The 18,011-nt window shown below is 40.2% G+C and carries 16 protein-coding genes; 1 reads left to right on the top strand and 15 read right to left on the bottom strand.

What is annotated here, in order from left to right; all coding sequences use genetic code 11:
• Window positions 1-26: 26 nt before the first annotated feature.
• The 14 genes from AF333_RS07260 to AF333_RS07195 all read right to left on the bottom strand — a co-directional run bounded on the left by AF333_RS07260 (window position 27) and on the right by AF333_RS07195 (window position 15,776).
• Window positions 27-2,675 (bottom strand): Hsp70 family protein, encoded by a 2,649-nt coding sequence (locus tag AF333_RS07260; protein ID WP_043065500.1) that lies wholly within the window; start codon window positions 2,673-2,675, stop codon window positions 27-29.
• Between the two features lie 24 nt (window positions 2,676-2,699).
• Window positions 2,700-3,389, bottom strand: coding sequence for a hypothetical protein (locus tag AF333_RS07255; protein WP_043065499.1), 690 nt, complete (start codon window positions 3,387-3,389; stop codon window positions 2,700-2,702).
• The gene (locus AF333_RS07250; protein WP_043065498.1) at window positions 3,386-4,663 is read right to left on the bottom strand and encodes a hypothetical protein; all 1,278 of its coding nucleotides are present in this window, start codon (window positions 4,661-4,663) and stop codon (window positions 3,386-3,388) included. The genes AF333_RS07255 and AF333_RS07250 overlap by 4 nt, the downstream gene beginning before the upstream one ends.
• A gap of 5 nt (window positions 4,664-4,668) precedes the next feature.
• Window positions 4,669-6,309, bottom strand: a complete 1,641-nt coding sequence (locus tag AF333_RS07245) for a PP2C family protein-serine/threonine phosphatase (protein ID WP_043065497.1) — start codon at window positions 6,307-6,309, stop codon at window positions 4,669-4,671.
• A 57-nt stretch (window positions 6,310-6,366) separates the two neighbouring features.
• Entirely contained in the window at window positions 6,367-7,245 is an 879-nt protein-coding gene (locus AF333_RS07240; protein WP_407638633.1) for a PP2C family protein-serine/threonine phosphatase, read from the bottom strand.
• Complete coding sequence (locus tag AF333_RS07235) at window positions 7,218-7,745, bottom strand: FHA domain-containing protein (protein ID WP_043065495.1); 528 nt, start codon at window positions 7,743-7,745, stop codon at window positions 7,218-7,220. Before AF333_RS07235 ends, AF333_RS07240 begins: the two co-directional genes overlap by 28 nt.
• 40 nt (window positions 7,746-7,785) lie before the next feature.
• Window positions 7,786-8,364: an FHA domain-containing protein gene (locus AF333_RS07230; RefSeq protein ID WP_235356631.1), complete on the bottom strand. Its 579-nt coding sequence runs from the start codon at window positions 8,362-8,364 to the stop codon at window positions 7,786-7,788.
• Between the two features lie 30 nt (window positions 8,365-8,394).
• Window positions 8,395-8,838, bottom strand: coding sequence for a J domain-containing protein (locus AF333_RS07225; RefSeq protein WP_043065493.1), 444 nt, complete (start codon window positions 8,836-8,838; stop codon window positions 8,395-8,397).
• A gap of 88 nt (window positions 8,839-8,926) precedes the next feature.
• Window positions 8,927-9,352: a hypothetical protein gene (locus AF333_RS07220; protein ID WP_043065492.1), complete on the bottom strand. Its 426-nt coding sequence runs from the start codon at window positions 9,350-9,352 to the stop codon at window positions 8,927-8,929.
• Between the two features lie 153 nt (window positions 9,353-9,505).
• The gene (locus AF333_RS07215; RefSeq protein ID WP_043065491.1) at window positions 9,506-11,671 is read right to left on the bottom strand and encodes a hypothetical protein; all 2,166 of its coding nucleotides are present in this window, start codon (window positions 11,669-11,671) and stop codon (window positions 9,506-9,508) included.
• 657 nt (window positions 11,672-12,328) lie between these two features.
• A complete protein-coding gene (locus tag AF333_RS07210) occupies window positions 12,329-13,297 on the bottom strand; it encodes a serine/threonine protein kinase (RefSeq protein WP_043065490.1) in 969 nt (322 codons plus the stop codon).
• 178 nt (window positions 13,298-13,475) lie between these two features.
• Window positions 13,476-14,198, bottom strand: coding sequence for an amino acid ABC transporter ATP-binding protein (locus AF333_RS07205; protein ID WP_043065489.1), 723 nt, complete (start codon window positions 14,196-14,198; stop codon window positions 13,476-13,478).
• Window positions 14,195-14,899 (bottom strand): amino acid ABC transporter permease, encoded by a 705-nt coding sequence (locus AF333_RS07200; RefSeq protein WP_043065488.1) that lies wholly within the window; start codon window positions 14,897-14,899, stop codon window positions 14,195-14,197. The genes AF333_RS07205 and AF333_RS07200 overlap by 4 nt, the downstream gene beginning before the upstream one ends.
• A gap of 52 nt (window positions 14,900-14,951) precedes the next feature.
• Window positions 14,952-15,776 (bottom strand): ABC transporter substrate-binding protein, encoded by an 825-nt coding sequence (locus AF333_RS07195; protein ID WP_043065487.1) that lies wholly within the window; start codon window positions 15,774-15,776, stop codon window positions 14,952-14,954.
• Window positions 15,777-15,993: 217 nt separating this feature from the next.
• On the opposite strand from AF333_RS07195, the gene AF333_RS07190 reads away from it, so the two are divergent.
• Window positions 15,994-17,643, top strand: a complete 1,650-nt coding sequence (locus tag AF333_RS07190) for a M20/M25/M40 family metallo-hydrolase (protein WP_043065486.1) — start codon at window positions 15,994-15,996, stop codon at window positions 17,641-17,643.
• A 78-nt stretch (window positions 17,644-17,721) separates the two neighbouring features.
• Here AF333_RS07190 and AF333_RS07185 read toward each other — a convergent pair whose 3' ends face one another.
• On the bottom strand, window positions 17,722-18,000 hold the full coding sequence (locus AF333_RS07185) for a hypothetical protein (protein ID WP_043065485.1): 279 nt from the start codon (window positions 17,998-18,000) through the stop codon (window positions 17,722-17,724).
• Window positions 18,001-18,011: the final 11 nt, after the last annotated feature.

Raw genomic sequence — 18,011 nt, 5'->3', positions numbered from 1 at the left:
GTGTGCTTTCAACAGGTGTGTATGATTTATTTCCATCCATCAAAATAATCCAGCTCAGACAGATCGTTCTCAAAGGCGAAAAATTGCTTCTTACCTAAATACAGTCGCTCATTTCGTCTTGCTACGGGAACGACATGAAATCCCCAGCTATCTTTATCGGCAAACACAAAAAACTTCACTTCCCCATTCACGATAGAATCCGTATCATCCTGAGGAATGTTCTTGCCGTACAGTTCAGCGATGTGCTGGTATAGTACAGGCTTGTAGTTTTCAGCGTAATTCATGTATACATATTTGTGCCGTACAGTTCCTTCGCTTTCCTTCAGGTAGAACTCCATCTCGGCAACGCTAACAGGCTTCGATATAAAACCCTGTGTTTGGCTTAGTCTTTCCTGATTTTTAATAAGTGTTTTTTCCTGTTGATTATGGGTAAAGGCAGTTACAGAGTAAGGGACGATAGGAGCGTGATTCGTAATATGCGCCTCGATGTCCCCTGCTTTTTGAGCGCTGAGATACCGTAAGGCTCCCCGCAGGCAGGCCAGCTTTAAATCCGGCACCTTTCCCGTATCCTCTGACTTCTGTCTGAATTCAATGCTTCTGCCCGGTACGAATTCCTTTAACGCCTCCTTGAAAACATCAATCCTGCACGACTGGCCTGTCAGCTTTATGATGGAATATTCCTGAAGCGTTCCTTGTTGATAGAAGTCCTCCAGAAACTTACGAACAATTTCGTAAATATCGGCTTTGATCAACTGATTGATCTCCTTGATGTTAAAAACGACATCCGGACATTCGTATACATCTCTATAGCGCTCATTTTCCCGTACAGATAAAAACCAGCGATCAACCGTTGTGATTTTCATGTCGTTTTCTCTTCGGTTCCCACTTTCAGAATAAAAACGATTTCTGAGGATACCTGTTTTACGGAAGAATTCTTTTTTCATATTCTCCGCAATGTCCCATAAAAAATAGAAATTATTCTTTACTCGCTGGTACTCGTCCAGCGTCTTGTTCTCATATGCCTTAAACCGGGTTGGTATGACCTTTTCCGCTTCACGATAGCTTGCTTCAAAGTTCTCATACACAGAGCTGATCCCAAATTCGTCGACATGCCTGAAAATGTCTGTTCCGGGAATATCAATGAGATTGTCGATGTCTATTGAACTTCTGCCGTTGCGATAGTAATCCGCAAACACAATTTTCATAAATTGCAGAATCCGGTAGGTGATGTTGTTTCCTCCGAAGTTCGTGTCTCCGTTCTCATAGTTCGTATGAATGTCAATCTTATAAGAAATATGCCCGTCTTCAATTCGGAACTGGCAGGATGAGAGATCGGTTGTTCCTCCGCCGCAATCGATAACGAGCGCTTTATATGCTTCCCCGTCGATAAAGCTGCTTCTCTCTATCTGATTTGCGATCGTATTAAAAAGCACAGCCATCCCCTCATCCAGCGCATTTTCGGCTTCGATGCGGTATTCGGGCAATATTTCTGTAAACATCTCCAGAAATTGTGTTTTTAATTTTACCGGGCTGGAAATATGCAGGTTCTTGAACTTGCATTTGAATTGATGCTCTGCCATCCCTATGACATACAAGAGATATGCTCGCAGAATATCGCTTCTCTTCACCTGTGCAGTATTCCCCTGTACGTCTATCGCTTCCTCGGTTTTCGTATAATTGCTCACCCATCTCTTGATGCCATGAAATACGGTAGCATGACTGCTATATCCGTTCTTCTTCATATATTTCATCGCATCATATCCAAAAGCGTAGGCTATGTTCTCAGGATCGGAACAATCCGTTATGCTCACCACTGTCGGCAGAATTTCAATCCATTCCTCTTCCTTAGGAAAGGTATCAGGAAATGCGACAAAATTAATACTGTTTAACTGAATCCTGCCGTTCAACAAATCATTGCTGCACGGCGAAGCTACGTATCCACTATCAAGATAAGTACCGGCTGTCGTATTCGACGTTCCGAAATCGATAGCTAGAACGGCTTCCGTCTCCTCAAGATCCTTAATCTCCAGGTCGGCAACAGGCACTTTATAATAATGAAGATTTGCAGGAGGAAGCGGCTTGTCCTCATAGTAGACTTTGTATATGTATTCCGAATCCTGCTCCCTAAAAAACAGAAAGCTATAATTTCTGTTTCCAGACCTTTTTATTTCTACTTCTTTTTCCATCGTCAAGTAGTATGTACCGGATTTATCTTTTATCAGATTAAGAATCGCGCATAATTCAAGTGCATCGTTTACTAGCAGCACATTGGACTCTGTAATACTACTTCCGACTTCCACATGATACTTGTCCAGCTTATCTATCTTTAATCCGATATAGAGATTCATTTTAGCTGGAATCTTTATATCCCCTTTGTCTGAAAGCGGAGTATGTAAATATTTTTCCAACGCCGATTCCACTCTCTCGAACCCTTCTTTTTTGAAGGTCTTTATGAGAAGGCTTTTCTCGGCGCTACGAAATTTCAGGATGGTCTGGATAAGCGCTTCCCTATCAAGCGTATTGATTAATCCTTTAACCAGCTTCTCCTTATAGCATATATTTCTGAGCTGGAATGTTGTCATTTCAGAAAGCTCATCCCGTGTATACCTAACCGTATTTCTTTCTTCGTCCCACCCGGCTTTATGCAGGTGCAATCTGTATGAATATTTACTCATAGCAACAGCCTCCCCTCCTATCCGTCAATAAAGTGCTATACTGTCTATTCGCATCGTTTCCTTAACATCGATAATACCGAAATGCTTCTTCCAGTAGACTTCCGTATGAAAGCGCACAGGAAGAAAAATTTCTTTAATACATTCCAGCTTTGCCTGCGCTGTTTCATTTGCTTCCTGACCGATATATATCAACAGCTCATCTTTTTCTTCACAGTTTGCATAAATGACAGAGTGCTTAAATATTTTCCTGATCGTATCTTTTAATAAATATACGGACTCTCCCGTTTCATACAGCCGTAAAACATTACTCGCAATCACTTCTTTTTCTTCGTTGTCAAATACATTTATTTTTTCTCTCACACCACTCCCGAACATTCCGTTCTCAATATCACGAAGCGCAAACTTGATATAGTACTCCCGCTTATTCATCCCTTGTATGCGGTCGATATCCGCTAGAAAATGAACAACGATATCGAACAAAGCGTTTTTCAAATCCATATCCTCATGATTATTAATGTCAAATAAGTCCCGAAAAATATCATAAAATCTATAGTATGGATTAATTTCTACATTTTGTTCGACAACGTTCGTATTGATTGCTTCATGGCTTAATTCCATATAGGGGGAATATACTTTAGCGGCAGCAAAATAAATCTCTCTTTTCGTAAGCCCTGAACGTTCTGCCTTTATGAGTAAGTCCCAGATGTAATTCAAGACAGGTCACCCTCACACTTGTATTCCGGGAAATACATCTGGATTTCCGATACGAGAAAGCTCAGTATGTCATGGCGGATAAAGCTATTGTCCCCGTTTACCCGAAATCGAAGCTTCATCACTTTTTTATCCTTTTCACTTCGCACATGATCACTTATGAACGGATTCATATTGTATGTTTCTGTTGTTTCACCTACTTGTTCCTTAATTTCTATATGATCCAGTTCAAAATCTTTTGTTGCTTCAAATGAATATATAATCCTGCTAATTTCTCCTTTTGCCCGGACAGTTATGGCCTGCTTCCTAATGAATGCATCCATAAAACTGTTTTTTCGCTTGTTCGATACGAGTTCGTATTCTACATCATTGTTCTTGGCACTTACAGGTTGTGTAACCTTAAGCACATTCCACACACCTGACTTCTCCTGAGGTGAAACGACAATTAATTCTTCTGGTGTGCGTTTGATGTACCTTATCATCTCTTCTTCCCCATCTACCAGGTATCCATGTTCTACTCCCGGTTTTCGCAGCGAAAGGATATGTTCAAAATTCACCTTATCCATAGCCGGAATGGGAAAGCCCAGGTTTTTCAGCTCTACTCTTTCTATGTTCCATAAGGGAATCATATTAAGCCGCTTGTATTCCTCGTATTCCTCAAGGTTAATTCTTATCTCCTGTATCTCTTCCTCTTCCTTCAGCGTTCCTTCGTACCCAACCAGCACAGCATCAAAAAATTTATTCGCATACGGATGATTTACCGTTCTCCACGGAATGCCGTTTTTTTGAAAGATATTGTACAGCTTCTCAATTTCGTCCATATATGTTTTATTCTGTTGAAGGCTCACCTGGATATGATATTGTCCTTCTGTCGTAATCATCTCTCCATGAAATATTCTGTGACTACTTGCAAGCTCTTTTATTTTCACGAAGTCGCATTGCAAGAATAGTGTCAATAAATGGACCTCTTCCTTAGCGCTTAGCTTGGATACAATATTTCTCATATTACAGCTTTTTCTCTCTGCGTCCCCGGGTATCATCGGATATAGAAATTCGTGTATGGGGTCCAACTCATCTCTGGAACATACCGTGACATAAATATCAAGGTTTTCTGTTGTGCCTGTTATCTCATTAAAAACCTTTTCCTCCAGCTTCCTATTCATTTCCTCCTGATAGTCCACCAGGTTCAAAAAAACGCCTGTCATAATGTTTTTTAGCAGCTTGCGTTGTTCCAAATCTTCTATCTTATTTAATCTATCTGTGACAATATCTTTCATGACCGCTACTTTCCTCCTTTCTCCGCCGCCTGCTCCGTATTGCCGCTTGCTACTGAACCATTCGGCTGTGCTCCTGAATCAGCTTCCGGTACAGCTCCCTCCTTTGGAACCGGATTTAGTTTTTCTTCTGCTTTCGTTATTTTTCGCTCCATGCTTAAAACTTTTTCAAGCATACCGATTTCCTGATATACCTCTTGAGCTGTTGCATACGACTCGATAGCTTTCTTAAAATCTTGTGAGGCGTAGCTTTTATCTCCTTTTTTTTCAAGCTTTTCGCCATCCAGCTGTCTTTTCTCTTTCTCAATGCTTGACATCTTTTCTTCTGTCTCGTCCAGCTTCGCTTTTATTTTCTCTTCTCCGCTCGTAAATGAAGCTGCAGTCGCTGCCTTTCTTGCCTTTTCATATGTACTTTTCGCTCCTGCATAATCCTGTTTTTCGAACTTTATGTCTCCTTCCTTCATCCAGTTGGAGATTTGAATGAGAGATTTACTTTTGTTTACTTTTTCGTCCAATTCTTTTGCATTGAAATCTTTCCGCCCTTGTACTTCCTTTTGCGCTTTTTCGTATTTGCTCAACGCCTTTGTGTAATCGCCATCTTTAAAGGCAGTATCTCCGTCTACAATTAACTGTGTTATGCGATACTTCTTACCTATTAACTTCATATGTACAAGATCTTTAATTCGTACAGCCGCATTTCTGGCATCGCTATATTCTTTTAATGCCTTTGGATAATCCCCATCCTGCACGAATACGTCTCCATTCTTCTCTTGCTCTATCATGCTTGCAACGCTTTCCGCTTTTTTAGCCGCAGCCCGTACCTGATAGACGATAGCTCCCCCACCGATTAACGCAAAGATAACGAGAGCGACTATAATTCTCTTTATGATTCTTATTTTCTTCTTTGGATCTTCTTTGTATGTCTTGTTTACAAAGATGGTCGCTGCCGTATAATTGTTCACTATGGGCTTTTGTTTACTTAAAAGAACATCTTCTAGCGTATCGACTACTTCTTCGGGCTCTTTAGCCTCCTGTATCGTATCTAGCATCTCTACACTATTGACTCCCTCCCATAAGCCGGGAGTACTAAGCACCATAACATCTCCATCTGTGAGCGGATATTTTTTCGATACAATAGGTTTGAAATCATATGGCTTGCCGAGATAATTCAGTAGATTATGCCTTTCTTCATGCTCTTCAATCTGGCTCTCAGGTATTTCCTCTTCGTCCGCCATGAGCTGAGCAAGGCTTTGGTCTTTACTTTTGAAATTCAATCTTCCATTTCTAAAATGGTATAACTTGGCATTGCCTGCAACCGCCCAGATCATTTTTGTATAATTCGTTACGATTAATGCCAGGCTAGCTTTGAGTCTTACCCGATGGCTTTCCTCCTGTAATAGTTTATGAGCTTCCTGTACGTATTTTTTTATCTTCATTCTGGACATGGTAGGATTATTCATAATGTTTCCCAGTATGCTTCGTACTGCCATTTCAGCACTTTCTACTTCTCTATCCGAGTCCAGACCGTGCGCTACCACCCAGCAGGCTATATCATCAAGCTCTATGAATGCAAAATAGTCTTTATTGTTTATGAACGTACCTGCTTCGGATAGGAACGCTGTTTTGAACTCGCTGTTGTCTTTTCTCATTCGCACTCCTTGCCCCTTCTCTTCTCCAAAGCTTTATTTACACACAAAAATGTCCTACTAGCCGTTTTCTAGTACGATGATTGTAGCGTTATCTTGATTTTTTAACCTTTTATCGTTAACGGCTTCAATGATTTCCTGGGCGGCATCATAAGGAGAGATATTTTTCGAAAGGATTTTTTCCAATTCTATTTCCGTTACACTGTTGTAGACCCCATCACTACAAAGAATAATCTTGTCCCCTTTATTCAGCGCAATCGGCGTCTTGTAAATCTCTATATTCTTAAAACCCTCATATCCCAAATAGTTAATGAGCCTATTTTTCATCGGATTATCCAGGGCTTCATATTTCGTAATTTCTCCTGTAAGGTAACGTTCTTCCAGTACCGACTCTAAAATATGCTTATGGTTGATATTTATAAACTCGTTATCTCTAAAAATCATGATCAAGCTGTCTCCCACTGCTCCCCAGTACAAATAGCCATCGGATATAACAGCAACAACTAATGTGGTCCCGCCATTTGCTCCTTTCAAGCTTCTTATTATTTCCGTATTGCTTAAACGGGAAGCCTCCGTAAAAAAATGCGGGATATCATTTACATGATTCAGCTCCAAAAATTTCTTGATAAATATATCCACAGCGATCGTACTGGCTATTCTTCCATTTGCAAGTCCGCTAATCCCATCGGCTAATACGGCTATTGTTCCATGCAAAGTTGTTACAGTCGAGAAATAATCATCCTGCTCGTCCCGTCTCCCTATCGTTTGTCCATTACCAATCCGAATACCCGATCTTTCTTCTTCTTTCCCCAGAAGTTTCCTTATATAAATTAAAAAAAGAAAAACAATGATAAAGACGACTACGATTAGATAAGGCATCCATTCCAGCCCTCGTTCCTCCATTGTGCCCATCATTCCTCGCCTGTGTTGTTTTCCCATTCAAAATGGGCTCCACATAGAGGAATAAATATGAATTTACTTCTACCTAGCTGTATGACATCATATGCCGTTAGCTCTGTAGGTGAATATACGGCTTCATTATTATGGTAGGCCAGCCCTGACGCATCCCCTGGTAGCAAATAAAAATTTCTTTTTTTCGGATCGTAGACAATAACAGCATGATTTCGTCTTGATATCGTGTTATCCCCAAGGATTCGTATGTGCATCTCTTCTGCTCTTCCGATAAAATTCTTCTCTGCCATAATTCTGTAATCCTGACCAATCTGCGGTCCTTCTATACATACCAGCCACCCTGTTACAGGCTCGATTCCCTCTACTTCCCCCAAATATGGCATGGTCTTCTCGTCTTCGCCTATTGCCACCGCTCTTCGATTCTCGCTTTTCAAGCCTGAATCTACTATAACGTTGCAATAAGGGCATGTATTGCCATGCTTTCTCGTACTGAACATATGTCCATTTGCGCATCTTGCCAAACTCATACCGTTCATTCCTCCATTTGCTTCATATCAAGGTGCATTCTTATGTACATAATATCTTTGTGTTAGCTATGTATATGACATCTCCCATACTAATTCTGTAGGGTGCTTGCGTCTCTAGCCTGCTCTTTGCGTTTTTATAAGCTTCCTTTACTCCGGTTCCATTTTTGGAATCGATATCTTCGATGTACCAGTTTCCATCAGCGTAGTTCAGCACGGCATGCTGCTTGCTTATTAGCGATGCGTACTCCGCATCGGAAAGGTCTATGTCAACCTCACTATGGTTTGAGCTTTTGCCAATTAGTAAGGAAGTTTTCCCCTGTATATACCATTCCTTTATACTCTCTCCCTTTTCATCCAGGAGAATGAGTTTAGTAATCTCTGTTTCCGTTTCTATATTATCCGTTGAAATCCGATATTTTTTTACTACATACCCTACTGCAACGACTGCAATAAGGAAGCCAAATCCGATTTTTAAGCTATTGTTTGTATTGAACCAATACACATATATAAGTGCAGTAACTGCTACTATTATCAGTAAAATATCAATACTTTTTATCCAAAAAGATTTTTCATCGTTATCCAAATTGCTTATGTATCGTTTAAAAAAACCGTCCCTCACATCCATTCCTCCGTTTGATCATTTATCCTATTATCTTTTTTTTGCTCGAAAATATTTTTCAAACAGGTCCGTTGTATCAATGGGATTCTTATTTTTATTTTTTTCGCGGCTTGCCATTTCTTTCGTTTTTGGATTAAAGCCAAAAAAGCGCTCAAAGTTTTTTTCCATATTTCTCATATCAAATCCCTGGTATGTTTCATGAGCACTATGGGTTCGGGTATTTTTATCTGCTTGATTCTTTGCTCTACTTGCCTCTTCCCCTGTGTTATTCATCTGAACATCATATTTTTTCCTTAACGATTCATCGGACAATGTACGGTATGCTTCACTGATGTCCTTGAAAATTCTTTCCGACTCGCTGCTCCCGGCGTTCACATCTGGGTGATATTTCTTCGCTAATTTCCTGTATACTTTCTTTATTTCTTCCGGTGAAGCGTCTTTTTCGACTCCTAATATTGCATAATAATTTTTCATGGTTTTCATCCGCCTACTACGCTATTTTGGTGAAAAGTATAAATTTTTAAGGGACGATACGTCCCTTAAAAACTCTTGCCCGAAAAATTTAAACGGCATAGCCGCCTTCGACTTTCGCCATCTCTGTTTTATCCTTTTTCTGCTTAATGAACAGCTCGAATGTTCCTACACCCTCGGTATCGCCAAATCTCTCAGTGTAGTCCACTACGAATGCATTAGGGAAATGGATTTTCCGTATGACCTGATCTGCAGCGATTACTTCCAGCGTCACCTTTCTATAACAATCCGCCTTTTCAGCCGGTACGAGTGACCATAAAGCCAGTTTCATTGTGTCATCGGCATTATCACCATCTGTTGCTGTGATGATCTTTCCTGTAATCCGGAGAGTGGCTCCCACATCTGTTGATCTTGCGTTTGAATCATCCGGGGTATCTGTGTCGTACGTTACTGTCATGATGTTGTCCATACCCAATTCAATTGTTTCTGCTCCCTCAACTTGAAGTTTAAACCCCATTGAAATAGCCTCCTTATGATTGAATAGTGTCTCCGAAAACGATATTGGTTTTCGAAGTTTATGTTTAGAGGTACATTTTTGAAAACATACCTCCAACATTCTCATTATCTTCCTAAAAAACTTCATCTAGCTTCTCCACACATTTGTTGACCCTTATGCTTTGGCTGCAGTTGTTCCTTTCGTTATCGTAACCTCAAGGTTCTTAACGTTTCCGTTAAACACGAGATCGATATGACACAGGTTGCTCTTATCATCGATAATATAGTTCATGTCATCTCCATCTTGAATGATAGAGTTAACAAACCCTCGCGCACCAAGCCATTTGCTCTTTTGACTGCTTGGATTATTGCTGAAGAACTTCACAATATTATCCTGTTTGAAATCGCTGGTCTGGAACCGGAGAATCCTTTCTATATAAGTGCTTACTAGCGTTTTGTAGATAGAATCGAATCCATCTTCCGCCATTGCAAGACTTCTCGCTTTATAAACTGTAATTCTTCTTATATCTTGTCCTTGTAGCTGCGCATTCTCAGATGAGAATACAAATCCGAAATTTTTTCTGTTAATAGAGTCCTTAATGCTATTTGTGAATCCGGATATTTCTTTAGCCATCGTCGTAACAGCCTTAAGACTGTTATCCCCGGCTTCTATATCGAAACGTACTCCTGGATAATCCCTGCTAACATTTCTAAAAGATTCCCTTAAATATTCCGGACACTGACATGCCGCTACGATCCCGGCAGCTACATAGCTGGCACCTACATAAACGCCTTCAATCCACAGCTTGAGAATATCTTCCTTTTCCTGAGAAATCTTGACGCCCTCTTCCGTCTGCAGCATCTTACTATCAATGACAACACCAGACTTGTCTTTCGGAATAATCGTAAAGTTAGGAATACACGGAATAGCAAACTCACTATATTCTTTTCTTACAAGTACTCCACACTTATCTATGTACCTATCAATGCCAGAAGTAGCCATATGATTAAACGTCGTTTCTTCTCCTGTCACAAAGCTGAAGAAGACTTGTATTTTAAAATCCTTAACAACATGCAGCAGCATGGATAAAGATTCCATTGTATTGCCGTCTTGTTTTACGACTTTTTTGTTTCCTTTAAAACGCTCCCGGCTTACTTTTGAATTTCCGGACGATTCCAATTCGATAGAAGGAACGATAGCAAACCATACAGTATCCGAAAAATCATTCTTTGAGTTCACCGTATTCAAATACGTTGCCAGTCTTGGTATGTTGGTACTCTTAGCTATCATATCCAGCTTCGTGTTAGTAATAAGGAGTGAAGGTTGCATGCCTTTATTTTTTGTAGCATATTGGTCAAAAAACATTTTTACGCCTAATATTTTTTCTACTAAAGGCTTAACCGTTTTTACAAAATCGTCTTTTGCATTCTTATAAAACTCAAGGTATGTATTGTAATTCTGGACTTCCATTTCAATATCGATCTGCTCCTGTACAGCAGGCAACGGGCAAAACGTCCGTACTACAAGATCTCTCACGTAAGAAGAAGGCGTTTCTGTAACAGAGTCATAATCCTCTTCAAAAACGGTAATAAGTCCATTACTGTTCTCATCTACTACCATAAGCTCTGTGTTATCGCTTTTAGGGGCCTCAATAATCTTTAGTTCCCCGTTGTCTCCAATGGTAAGCATACCAATCTGAATAGCTTCGGCTTGATTTTCCTCCTGGGCTCCGCCAAGCAGCAGTCTTGTTTTAATGTCGTTGATAGCAAGCGGCAGCATAGCCATTACATTGTTATAGTTTCTGCTGGCATCCTCAAACAAATAGTTCAGCTTATCACCAAAATCAAGCTTTTTTGGATCATCATCGTCTAGCTCTTCATACTGGCCATATAAATAGTGAATTTCTTTTCTCACTTGTCGGATATCATCCATTACTTTCTTTGGAGATATCATGTCCAACAGATTTTCAAACTTAAAGTCTACATTGGTTATTCCTTGGATTCTCTTTGTATCAATGAGGGTAAACAACATTTTTAAAAAATCGTTGTTCTGGTCAATGTGGATTTCGGATATGCAATCTTCTGCGATGCCTTCCGGCTTTTCAAGCGTGTACATCACTTTTTGATTAGCCGCATTGTAGAATGAGTATACTTTGGGCGAGAATTTGTCTAAAAATTCATCAAAGCTCTTCACAACCAGGTGTTGATGAATTTCCTTAATTTTGTCATCACTAAGGCTATCAACCCCTTTTACATCGCCAACGATAGTGATAAGATCGAGCTTTTCTGGATTAAATTCTTCGAACAGCATGGTTCTGTTTGTTTGACTAATAACGTCCATCATCTCTAGCTATAAATAATTTACAAGCTACCTTCGCAATTAGACACACCACTTCAACATATTGCACACAAGATTTTACATTTACCCATTAGTATAGAGTTTTCATAGTGTTCTCTCGCTTTTGCTTATAAATTTTTATAGCCCCCTCCTCCCTTTAACTGTATTAAGTAAATAACTTGCTTTCTTCTAGGTAAATCTACGCATACAATTAGATGAACCCAGTCATTAATTTTATAATATAACCAAATATAGAATTATATTACCTTTTTACCATAATAAACAATGTAAATATAAAGATATAATCCCAAAGTATAGAATATATTGCTAAAATATACCTTAAATTGTTTGGTTTATTTTGTCAACATTATACATAATGGTATTTTTTTACTAGTAAATTATTCTCTATAAGTGATGTTAGTTTTTATACAAATTCTTCTATTGTCTAACATTAAAAGGAAAAAAGTCACAAACAAAATAATTAATTAGTTTTTTAGATTCATCATAAAACAATTGTAAATAAATGTTATATTTCTTTTTGTTTATCTTTTCATACGCAAAAAAAGTGTCCCTTCAACATTCTTCCTATGTTGGAAAGACACTTTTTTTTGCGTAAAAAATCTTATCGTATGCCAGCTATCATCATTAACCATTTTTATTTCAGTGCATATCTTTTTTCACGAATTGGGGGTTAGCCATTTCCTTTTTCTTTTCACGCTTCTCCATCCATATCTCTATGCTTTTTAAACGAAGATACTCTACATAAAAAACGGCTTTAAAAAGCTTCAAGGAATGGCATCTTTCTCTACTGTTTATTGAAAGCCCCCACATAATCATTCTAGATAACAAAGAAGTTATATTCTTATTATACTGCTTTATATTTTCTATCCTGTCCTCTATCAATCTTTCGGATACGTCCAATGGAACTCTTCTACTTAAACAGTAATATAGTGTAGCCGCAAAACTATAAATATCCGAATATCTACCTTGCTTTGCCTTTTCCGAGTAAAATTCCAAAGGAGAAAATCCAGAACTAGTAAATATCTTATGATTGGATTGATTTTTGTAATAAATAGCAGAGCCAAAATCAAGGAGTACCGGGCTCCCATCCTCATTAATAAGGATATTTCCTGGCTTTATATCACGGTGAATTATTCCTTGCTTATGTATAAACTGTAATGTATGTAGTAAAGGAAGAATAATATTTTTAAATAAATAACTCATAGAGATTTCTTTTTCTTCTCTTATGTATGTATCGAGCGTCTTACCCTTATAGTATTTCATCACAATGTAACCTGTACCATTCTCCTCGAAATGGTCAATATATTCAACAATGTTTTTATGATGTAACCCCCTTATTATTACCGCTTCATTAAAAAAAGCTTCCATTAGTTCATAGTATTTTCCTTTGGAAGAAGGAAGTCGGCATAGCATACTTTTATTGTCTAAATCCCGTAAGGCTAACGCCTTCGGAAAGTACTCTTTGATAATCTGAATCTCTTTGCTCTTTATATGATGTCCAATATATACGATAGATAACTCACTGCGATGAATGACTTTTTTTATTTTATATGTATTCTTTATTATCGTACCTTCTCCAAGGCACACATCATCTACCGTCAATTCCATAGACTCCCTTCTTTTTCAGTACATTACAACTTTCACTTAATTGTACAATAGTATCCAATACATTCCAATAACGCTTGATTTACCGTTAGATTTTCTTTGAATCGAGTGCCCATACTGTAAAATAACAAAAAACCTCACTCGTTTTATTCGGTGAGGTTTACCATTAGTGAAGCATTTGCTAAACGATTTGTTTAAGAAAACGCTGGGTTCTTTCATGCTTCGGAGACGTAAAAATATCGGTCGGATGCCCTTCTTCTACGATTACGCCATCCGCCAGCATAACGACCCGGTCAGCCACTTCTCTAGCAAAGCCCATCTCATGCGTGACGACTACCATCGTCATCCCTTCTTTGGCTAATTCTTTCATTACCTGTAACACCTCTCCCACCAGCTCGGGGTCAAGGGCCGAGGTCGGTTCATCGAATAGCATAACTTTCGGCTCCATCGCCAATGCCCGCGCAATCGCCACCCGTTGCTTTTGCCCACCAGATAGCTGTTCTGGGTACACATTCGCCTTATCAGCAAGACCGACCTTTATTAATAACTCTATCGCTTTTTGTCTCGCTGCTGACTTATTTACTTTTCGAACATGGACAGGGGCTTCCATTACATTTTCCAGTACCGACATATGAGGAAATAGATTAAAGTGCTGAAAGACCATCCCAACTTCTTGCCTGACATGATTTAGATTATTTTTCTGCGGATGAATCTTCTCACCTTCAATCTGGATTTCCCCACTATCAGCGATTTCTAGAAAGTTTAAGCATCGAAGCAGTGTGCTTTTGCCTGAACCGCTCGCCCCGATTAAGACCACGACCTCACTTTTGCCGATTTCCATGCTGATATCCTTTAATACCTGCAGCTCTCCAAATGACTTGGTTAGGTTTTTGATTCGAATCATGCAGCCCTCACCTCGCCCCGTGATTTTTTCGTTTTACTTCTTCCTGTGTCTAGTCTGGCTTCGACTTTATTTAGAATCAAAGTAAAGATAAAGACAAGAATGAGGTAATAGACACCTACAACGAAATACGTCTCAAAAGGCATATAATTCTCTCCCTGCACCGAAAGGGCTGTATTGAACAATTCGGTAACCGCTATATACGCTATGAGAGAAGAATCCTTCAAGCCAATAATAAATTGATTACCCAGGGGGGGAATCGCTCTTTTGAGTGCTTGAGGAAAAATGATTCGCCTCATGGCGAGTGGGTACGGCATTCCTAACGAACGGGCAGCTTCCATCTGGCCTCTATCGATAGATTGAATGGCTCCCCGGAAGATTTCTGCGATATAAGCCCCGGAATGAATGCCAAGCGCTAAGGCACCGGCGGTAAAATCGCTTAACGTCACAAGACTTGAAATCCCATAGTATAAGAACATTAGCTGTACGATAAGCGGAGTTCCACGAATTAAGGTAATATAGATGTCTGCTATTCTTTGCAGAAGAATATTGCCTGAAATTTTAAAGAAGGCGAAAATAAGTCCAATAATCGTGGCGAAGACAAGCGATACGGCTGTTATTTCTATCGTAATCCACGAAGCTTTTAAAAAAGCGAGACCATGCGTTTGAAAGATTTGTGTAATGTTTTGAAAGAAAGCTCCCATCCCTTCCCCTCCTCTTGGAAAAAATAATGCGCTGACAAGCAGCGCACCGTACTTATTTCAATATGTTTCGGTTGAACCACTTCATGCTGATTTTCTCGTATGTGCCATCCTGAATCATGTCTGCAAGCGCCTTATTCATCTGATTTAACAGTTCTGTATTGCCTTTATTGACGGCCATACCGATTTTATCTTCATATAACAGCTCGCCTACTGTCTTAAGTTTTACGTTCTGTTCGTTAATTGCGTTAATTCCAACCATCTTGTCCGTAATGACCGCGTCCAGGCGTCCTGGTGGTAAGTCTTGCAATGCGTAGACGTCACTTGGAAAGCTTTTGACTTTCGATGTATATTTGGTAGCCAAGTCTTTGAACGTGCTGGATTGTACCACACCGATCGTTTTGTCTTTCAAGTCTTCTTTAGAGGTAATCGTGTTGTTCGACTCGGATACGAAGATTTGGGCCCCTGAAATATAGTAAGGGTCCGTAAAGTCAACCTGAGCAGCACGCTCCGGTGTAATAGACATGCTACCGATGATTGCATCGTACTTATTCCCTTTCAGGCCCTGAATAATCGTTTCCCACGGGTTTGTGACAGGCTTTGGCTTGAGCCCCATTCTCTTAGCGATTTCATTGCCAATCTCTACATCAAATCCGGTAAGCTGTCCGTCTTTTTTAAAATTGAAAGGCTTGTACAAGCCGCTTGAAGCAAACGATAGAGTTCCTTCCTCTATTAATTTCAATTTTTCTTCCTGCGTTTTGCTGTCCTCTGTAGGCTTGTTCGCTGTTTCTTTCGCCCCCTGTGAGGATGAACAACCTGCCAGAAGCAGCATAGCGAGCAATCCAACCATTGCTAGCATTCCCCATGTTTTCTTCAAAATGTGGCCCCCTTTATATACACCTTTAATTCATTCTATTTTACACAACATATATAAAATTTAGAATAATAAAAATAAACAAAAATATGAGGCTGTTTTTATACATAATGTATAAAAGTTTTTTCTTTACAAACTTTTCTTGCTTTCTTTATCCATCCGGGATTATAAAGAATAGATACGGTTCTCTTTTACTTTTCTCATGAAGGAGTGGATGTTTCCTATGCTATCTTGCTATGAAGACGTACTTTCATTGACCAAAAAGCTCGTTCACACGGAAAGCATCGTCAATACAGAAGGAGAACAGCTTCTTGCAGAACAGCTATACGAAATGCTAAAGTCGTGGACATACTTTAATGAGCACCCTGAGCAAGTGCGCTGCGTCCAAACAGTGAATGATCATATCAGACGCTCTAATGTTCTGGCATGCATCCGTGGTACAAAAGCAGCAAGCGCTCGCACGGTGATTCTAATGGGACATATCGATACAGTAGGTATTGATGATTTCGGACATCTGAAAGACAAGGCTTGCCGACCGGATGAACTGAAGGAAGCTCTCGCAGATGAGTCCCTTCCGTCTGCTATTCGGCAGCAATTAGATTCTGGTGAGTGGATGTTTGGTCGCGGCGTTCTTGATATGAAAAGCGGGGTAGCCAGCAATCTTTATCTGCTTCGCTACTATGCGGAGCATCCCGAGGAGTTAGCCGGTAATCTGGTGCTTATAGCGGAATGTGATGAAGAAGACAGCTCACACGGCATTCTCTCTGCACTGTATCCACTACAGGAATGGAAGCAACAATACGACTTCGAATACGTGGCGGCTATTAATTCCGATCTGGTCTCCCCTCGTTACGAAGGCGACGAAAACCGCTACGTATATAAAGGCACCGTAGGTAAACTGTTACCGTCCTTTTTCATTACAGGTGCAGAAACACATGTAGGCGCTTGCTTTGAAGGGCTTGATCCGAACTTCATTGCGTCAGAACTAACACGGCGCATTAATTACAACCCGGAATTATCCGATGAGGCATATGGGGAAAGCACTGCACCACCAGTCTCATTGAAACAGATGGACTTGAAGCCTTCCTATACGGTGCAGACTGCACTTGCAGCTTACGTCTACTATAATTTTCTCGTTCACTCCTGGTCTCCAAAAAAAGTACTGGAGAAGTTGAAGGAGCAGGCGCACCTTGCTTTTGATAGCGTTCTACAACTCTTCGAGGAACGGTATCGCGCTTATTGTGCACGCAGCGGTGAACCTTATCAAGAAATCCCCTGGACAAGCCGCGTATATACATATGAAGAAATGAACGAACTTCTTACGCGTGACTGGGGTGATGCATATACCAGGCATATGGAGACATACATGCGTGAGCTATTAGCAGATACAAGTCTGGATAGCCGGATGTATGCTGCGCGTGTCGTCGAGGAAGCATGGAAATGGATGAAGGATAAGCGTCCAGCAATTATCATTTTCTACTCCTCCATCTATTCACCGCGCGTGGAGCTGACGGATAAGACGGAGAACGAGCGGAACTTAAGTCTGGCGCTTGAACAGGCGGTAGCATATGTGCAGCCGCATTATGAGCATCCGATTCAAATCAGGCATTTCTTCCCCTACATCTCGGATATGAGCTTCGTAGCGCTTAGCGACGATGAAGAAAGCATACGAAGCGAAGCAGATAATAATCCGGCTTTCGGTCAGAAATACAGTGTGGATTACGAGGCGATCCGTAATCTTAATGTGCCGGTCATTAACGTTGGGCCATACGGCTATGACGCACACAAAAAATACGAGCGTATTGAAATGACATTCTCGCTAGAGATTGTCCCCAACATTACGAATCAGATTATCCGGTCGCTACTTGCATAACCGCTACGCTCAGACGGACTAAAACAAAAAGTGGTCCGGCAGCCATAACGGGCTTGCCGGACCCTTTCTGCGTTCTTATTATTCCCATTCCAGACTTAATAAAATTTTGTGCTTGAATAAACCTAATAGAAAACCAATGTAATAATCCGCACGCACAATAACATGGTATTCATTATGCTGATGTGTGTAGAATAACGCATCCGTATGTACCGTATCCTTAGCGAAATACGTACGGACCTTGTGCAGTTCAGGCAAGTATTTGTCTGGATTTTTCACCTTAATAATAAACTCCTTGTCCTGATCATTGTCTCTCTCCTGAATATCCAAACCTTCCCGATCATATTCGTAACGAACCATTCCATCTCTCC

Origin of the sequence: Aneurinibacillus migulanus (assembly GCF_001274715.1) — a bacterium.
In the GTDB taxonomy this organism is placed as follows: domain Bacteria; phylum Bacillota; class Bacilli; order Aneurinibacillales; family Aneurinibacillaceae; genus Aneurinibacillus; species Aneurinibacillus migulanus.
The sequence above is the reverse complement of the archived record's forward strand: the minus strand, read 5'-3'. Positions and strand labels throughout refer to the sequence as shown.

Bases quoted from the DNA above. Each gene is read 5' to 3' on its own strand.
- AF333_RS07260 (WP_043065500.1), bottom strand. From the start codon at position 2,675: ATGAGTAAATATTCATACAGATTGCACCTGCATAAAGCCGGGTGGGAC.
- AF333_RS07250 (WP_043065498.1), bottom strand. From the start codon at position 4,663: ATGAAAGATATTGTCACAGATAGATTAAATAAGATAGAAGATTTGGAA.
- AF333_RS07245 (WP_043065497.1), bottom strand. From the start codon at position 6,309: ATGAGAAAAGACAACAGCGAGTTCAAAACAGCGTTCCTATCCGAAGCA.
- AF333_RS07240 (WP_407638633.1), bottom strand. From the start codon at position 7,245: ATGGGAAAACAACACAGGCGAGGAATGATGGGCACAATGGAGGAACGA.
- AF333_RS07235 (WP_043065495.1), bottom strand. From the start codon at position 7,745: ATGAGTTTGGCAAGATGCGCAAATGGACATATGTTCAGTACGAGAAAG.
- AF333_RS07225 (WP_043065493.1), bottom strand. From the start codon at position 8,838: ATGAAAAATTATTATGCAATATTAGGAGTCGAAAAAGACGCTTCACCG.
- AF333_RS07220 (WP_043065492.1), bottom strand. From the start codon at position 9,352: ATGGGGTTTAAACTTCAAGTTGAGGGAGCAGAAACAATTGAATTGGGT.
- AF333_RS07215 (WP_043065491.1), bottom strand. From the start codon at position 11,671: ATGGACGTTATTAGTCAAACAAACAGAACCATGCTGTTCGAAGAATTT.
- AF333_RS07210 (WP_043065490.1), bottom strand. From the start codon at position 13,297: ATGGAATTGACGGTAGATGATGTGTGCCTTGGAGAAGGTACGATAATA.
- AF333_RS07205 (WP_043065489.1), bottom strand. From the start codon at position 14,198: ATGATTCGAATCAAAAACCTAACCAAGTCATTTGGAGAGCTGCAGGTA.
- AF333_RS07200 (WP_043065488.1), bottom strand. From the start codon at position 14,899: ATGGGAGCTTTCTTTCAAAACATTACACAAATCTTTCAAACGCATGGT.
- AF333_RS07190 (WP_043065486.1), top strand. From the start codon at position 15,994: ATGCTATCTTGCTATGAAGACGTACTTTCATTGACCAAAAAGCTCGTT.
- AF333_RS07185 (WP_043065485.1), bottom strand. From the start codon at position 18,000: ATGGTTCGTTACGAATATGATCGGGAAGGTTTGGATATTCAGGAGAGA.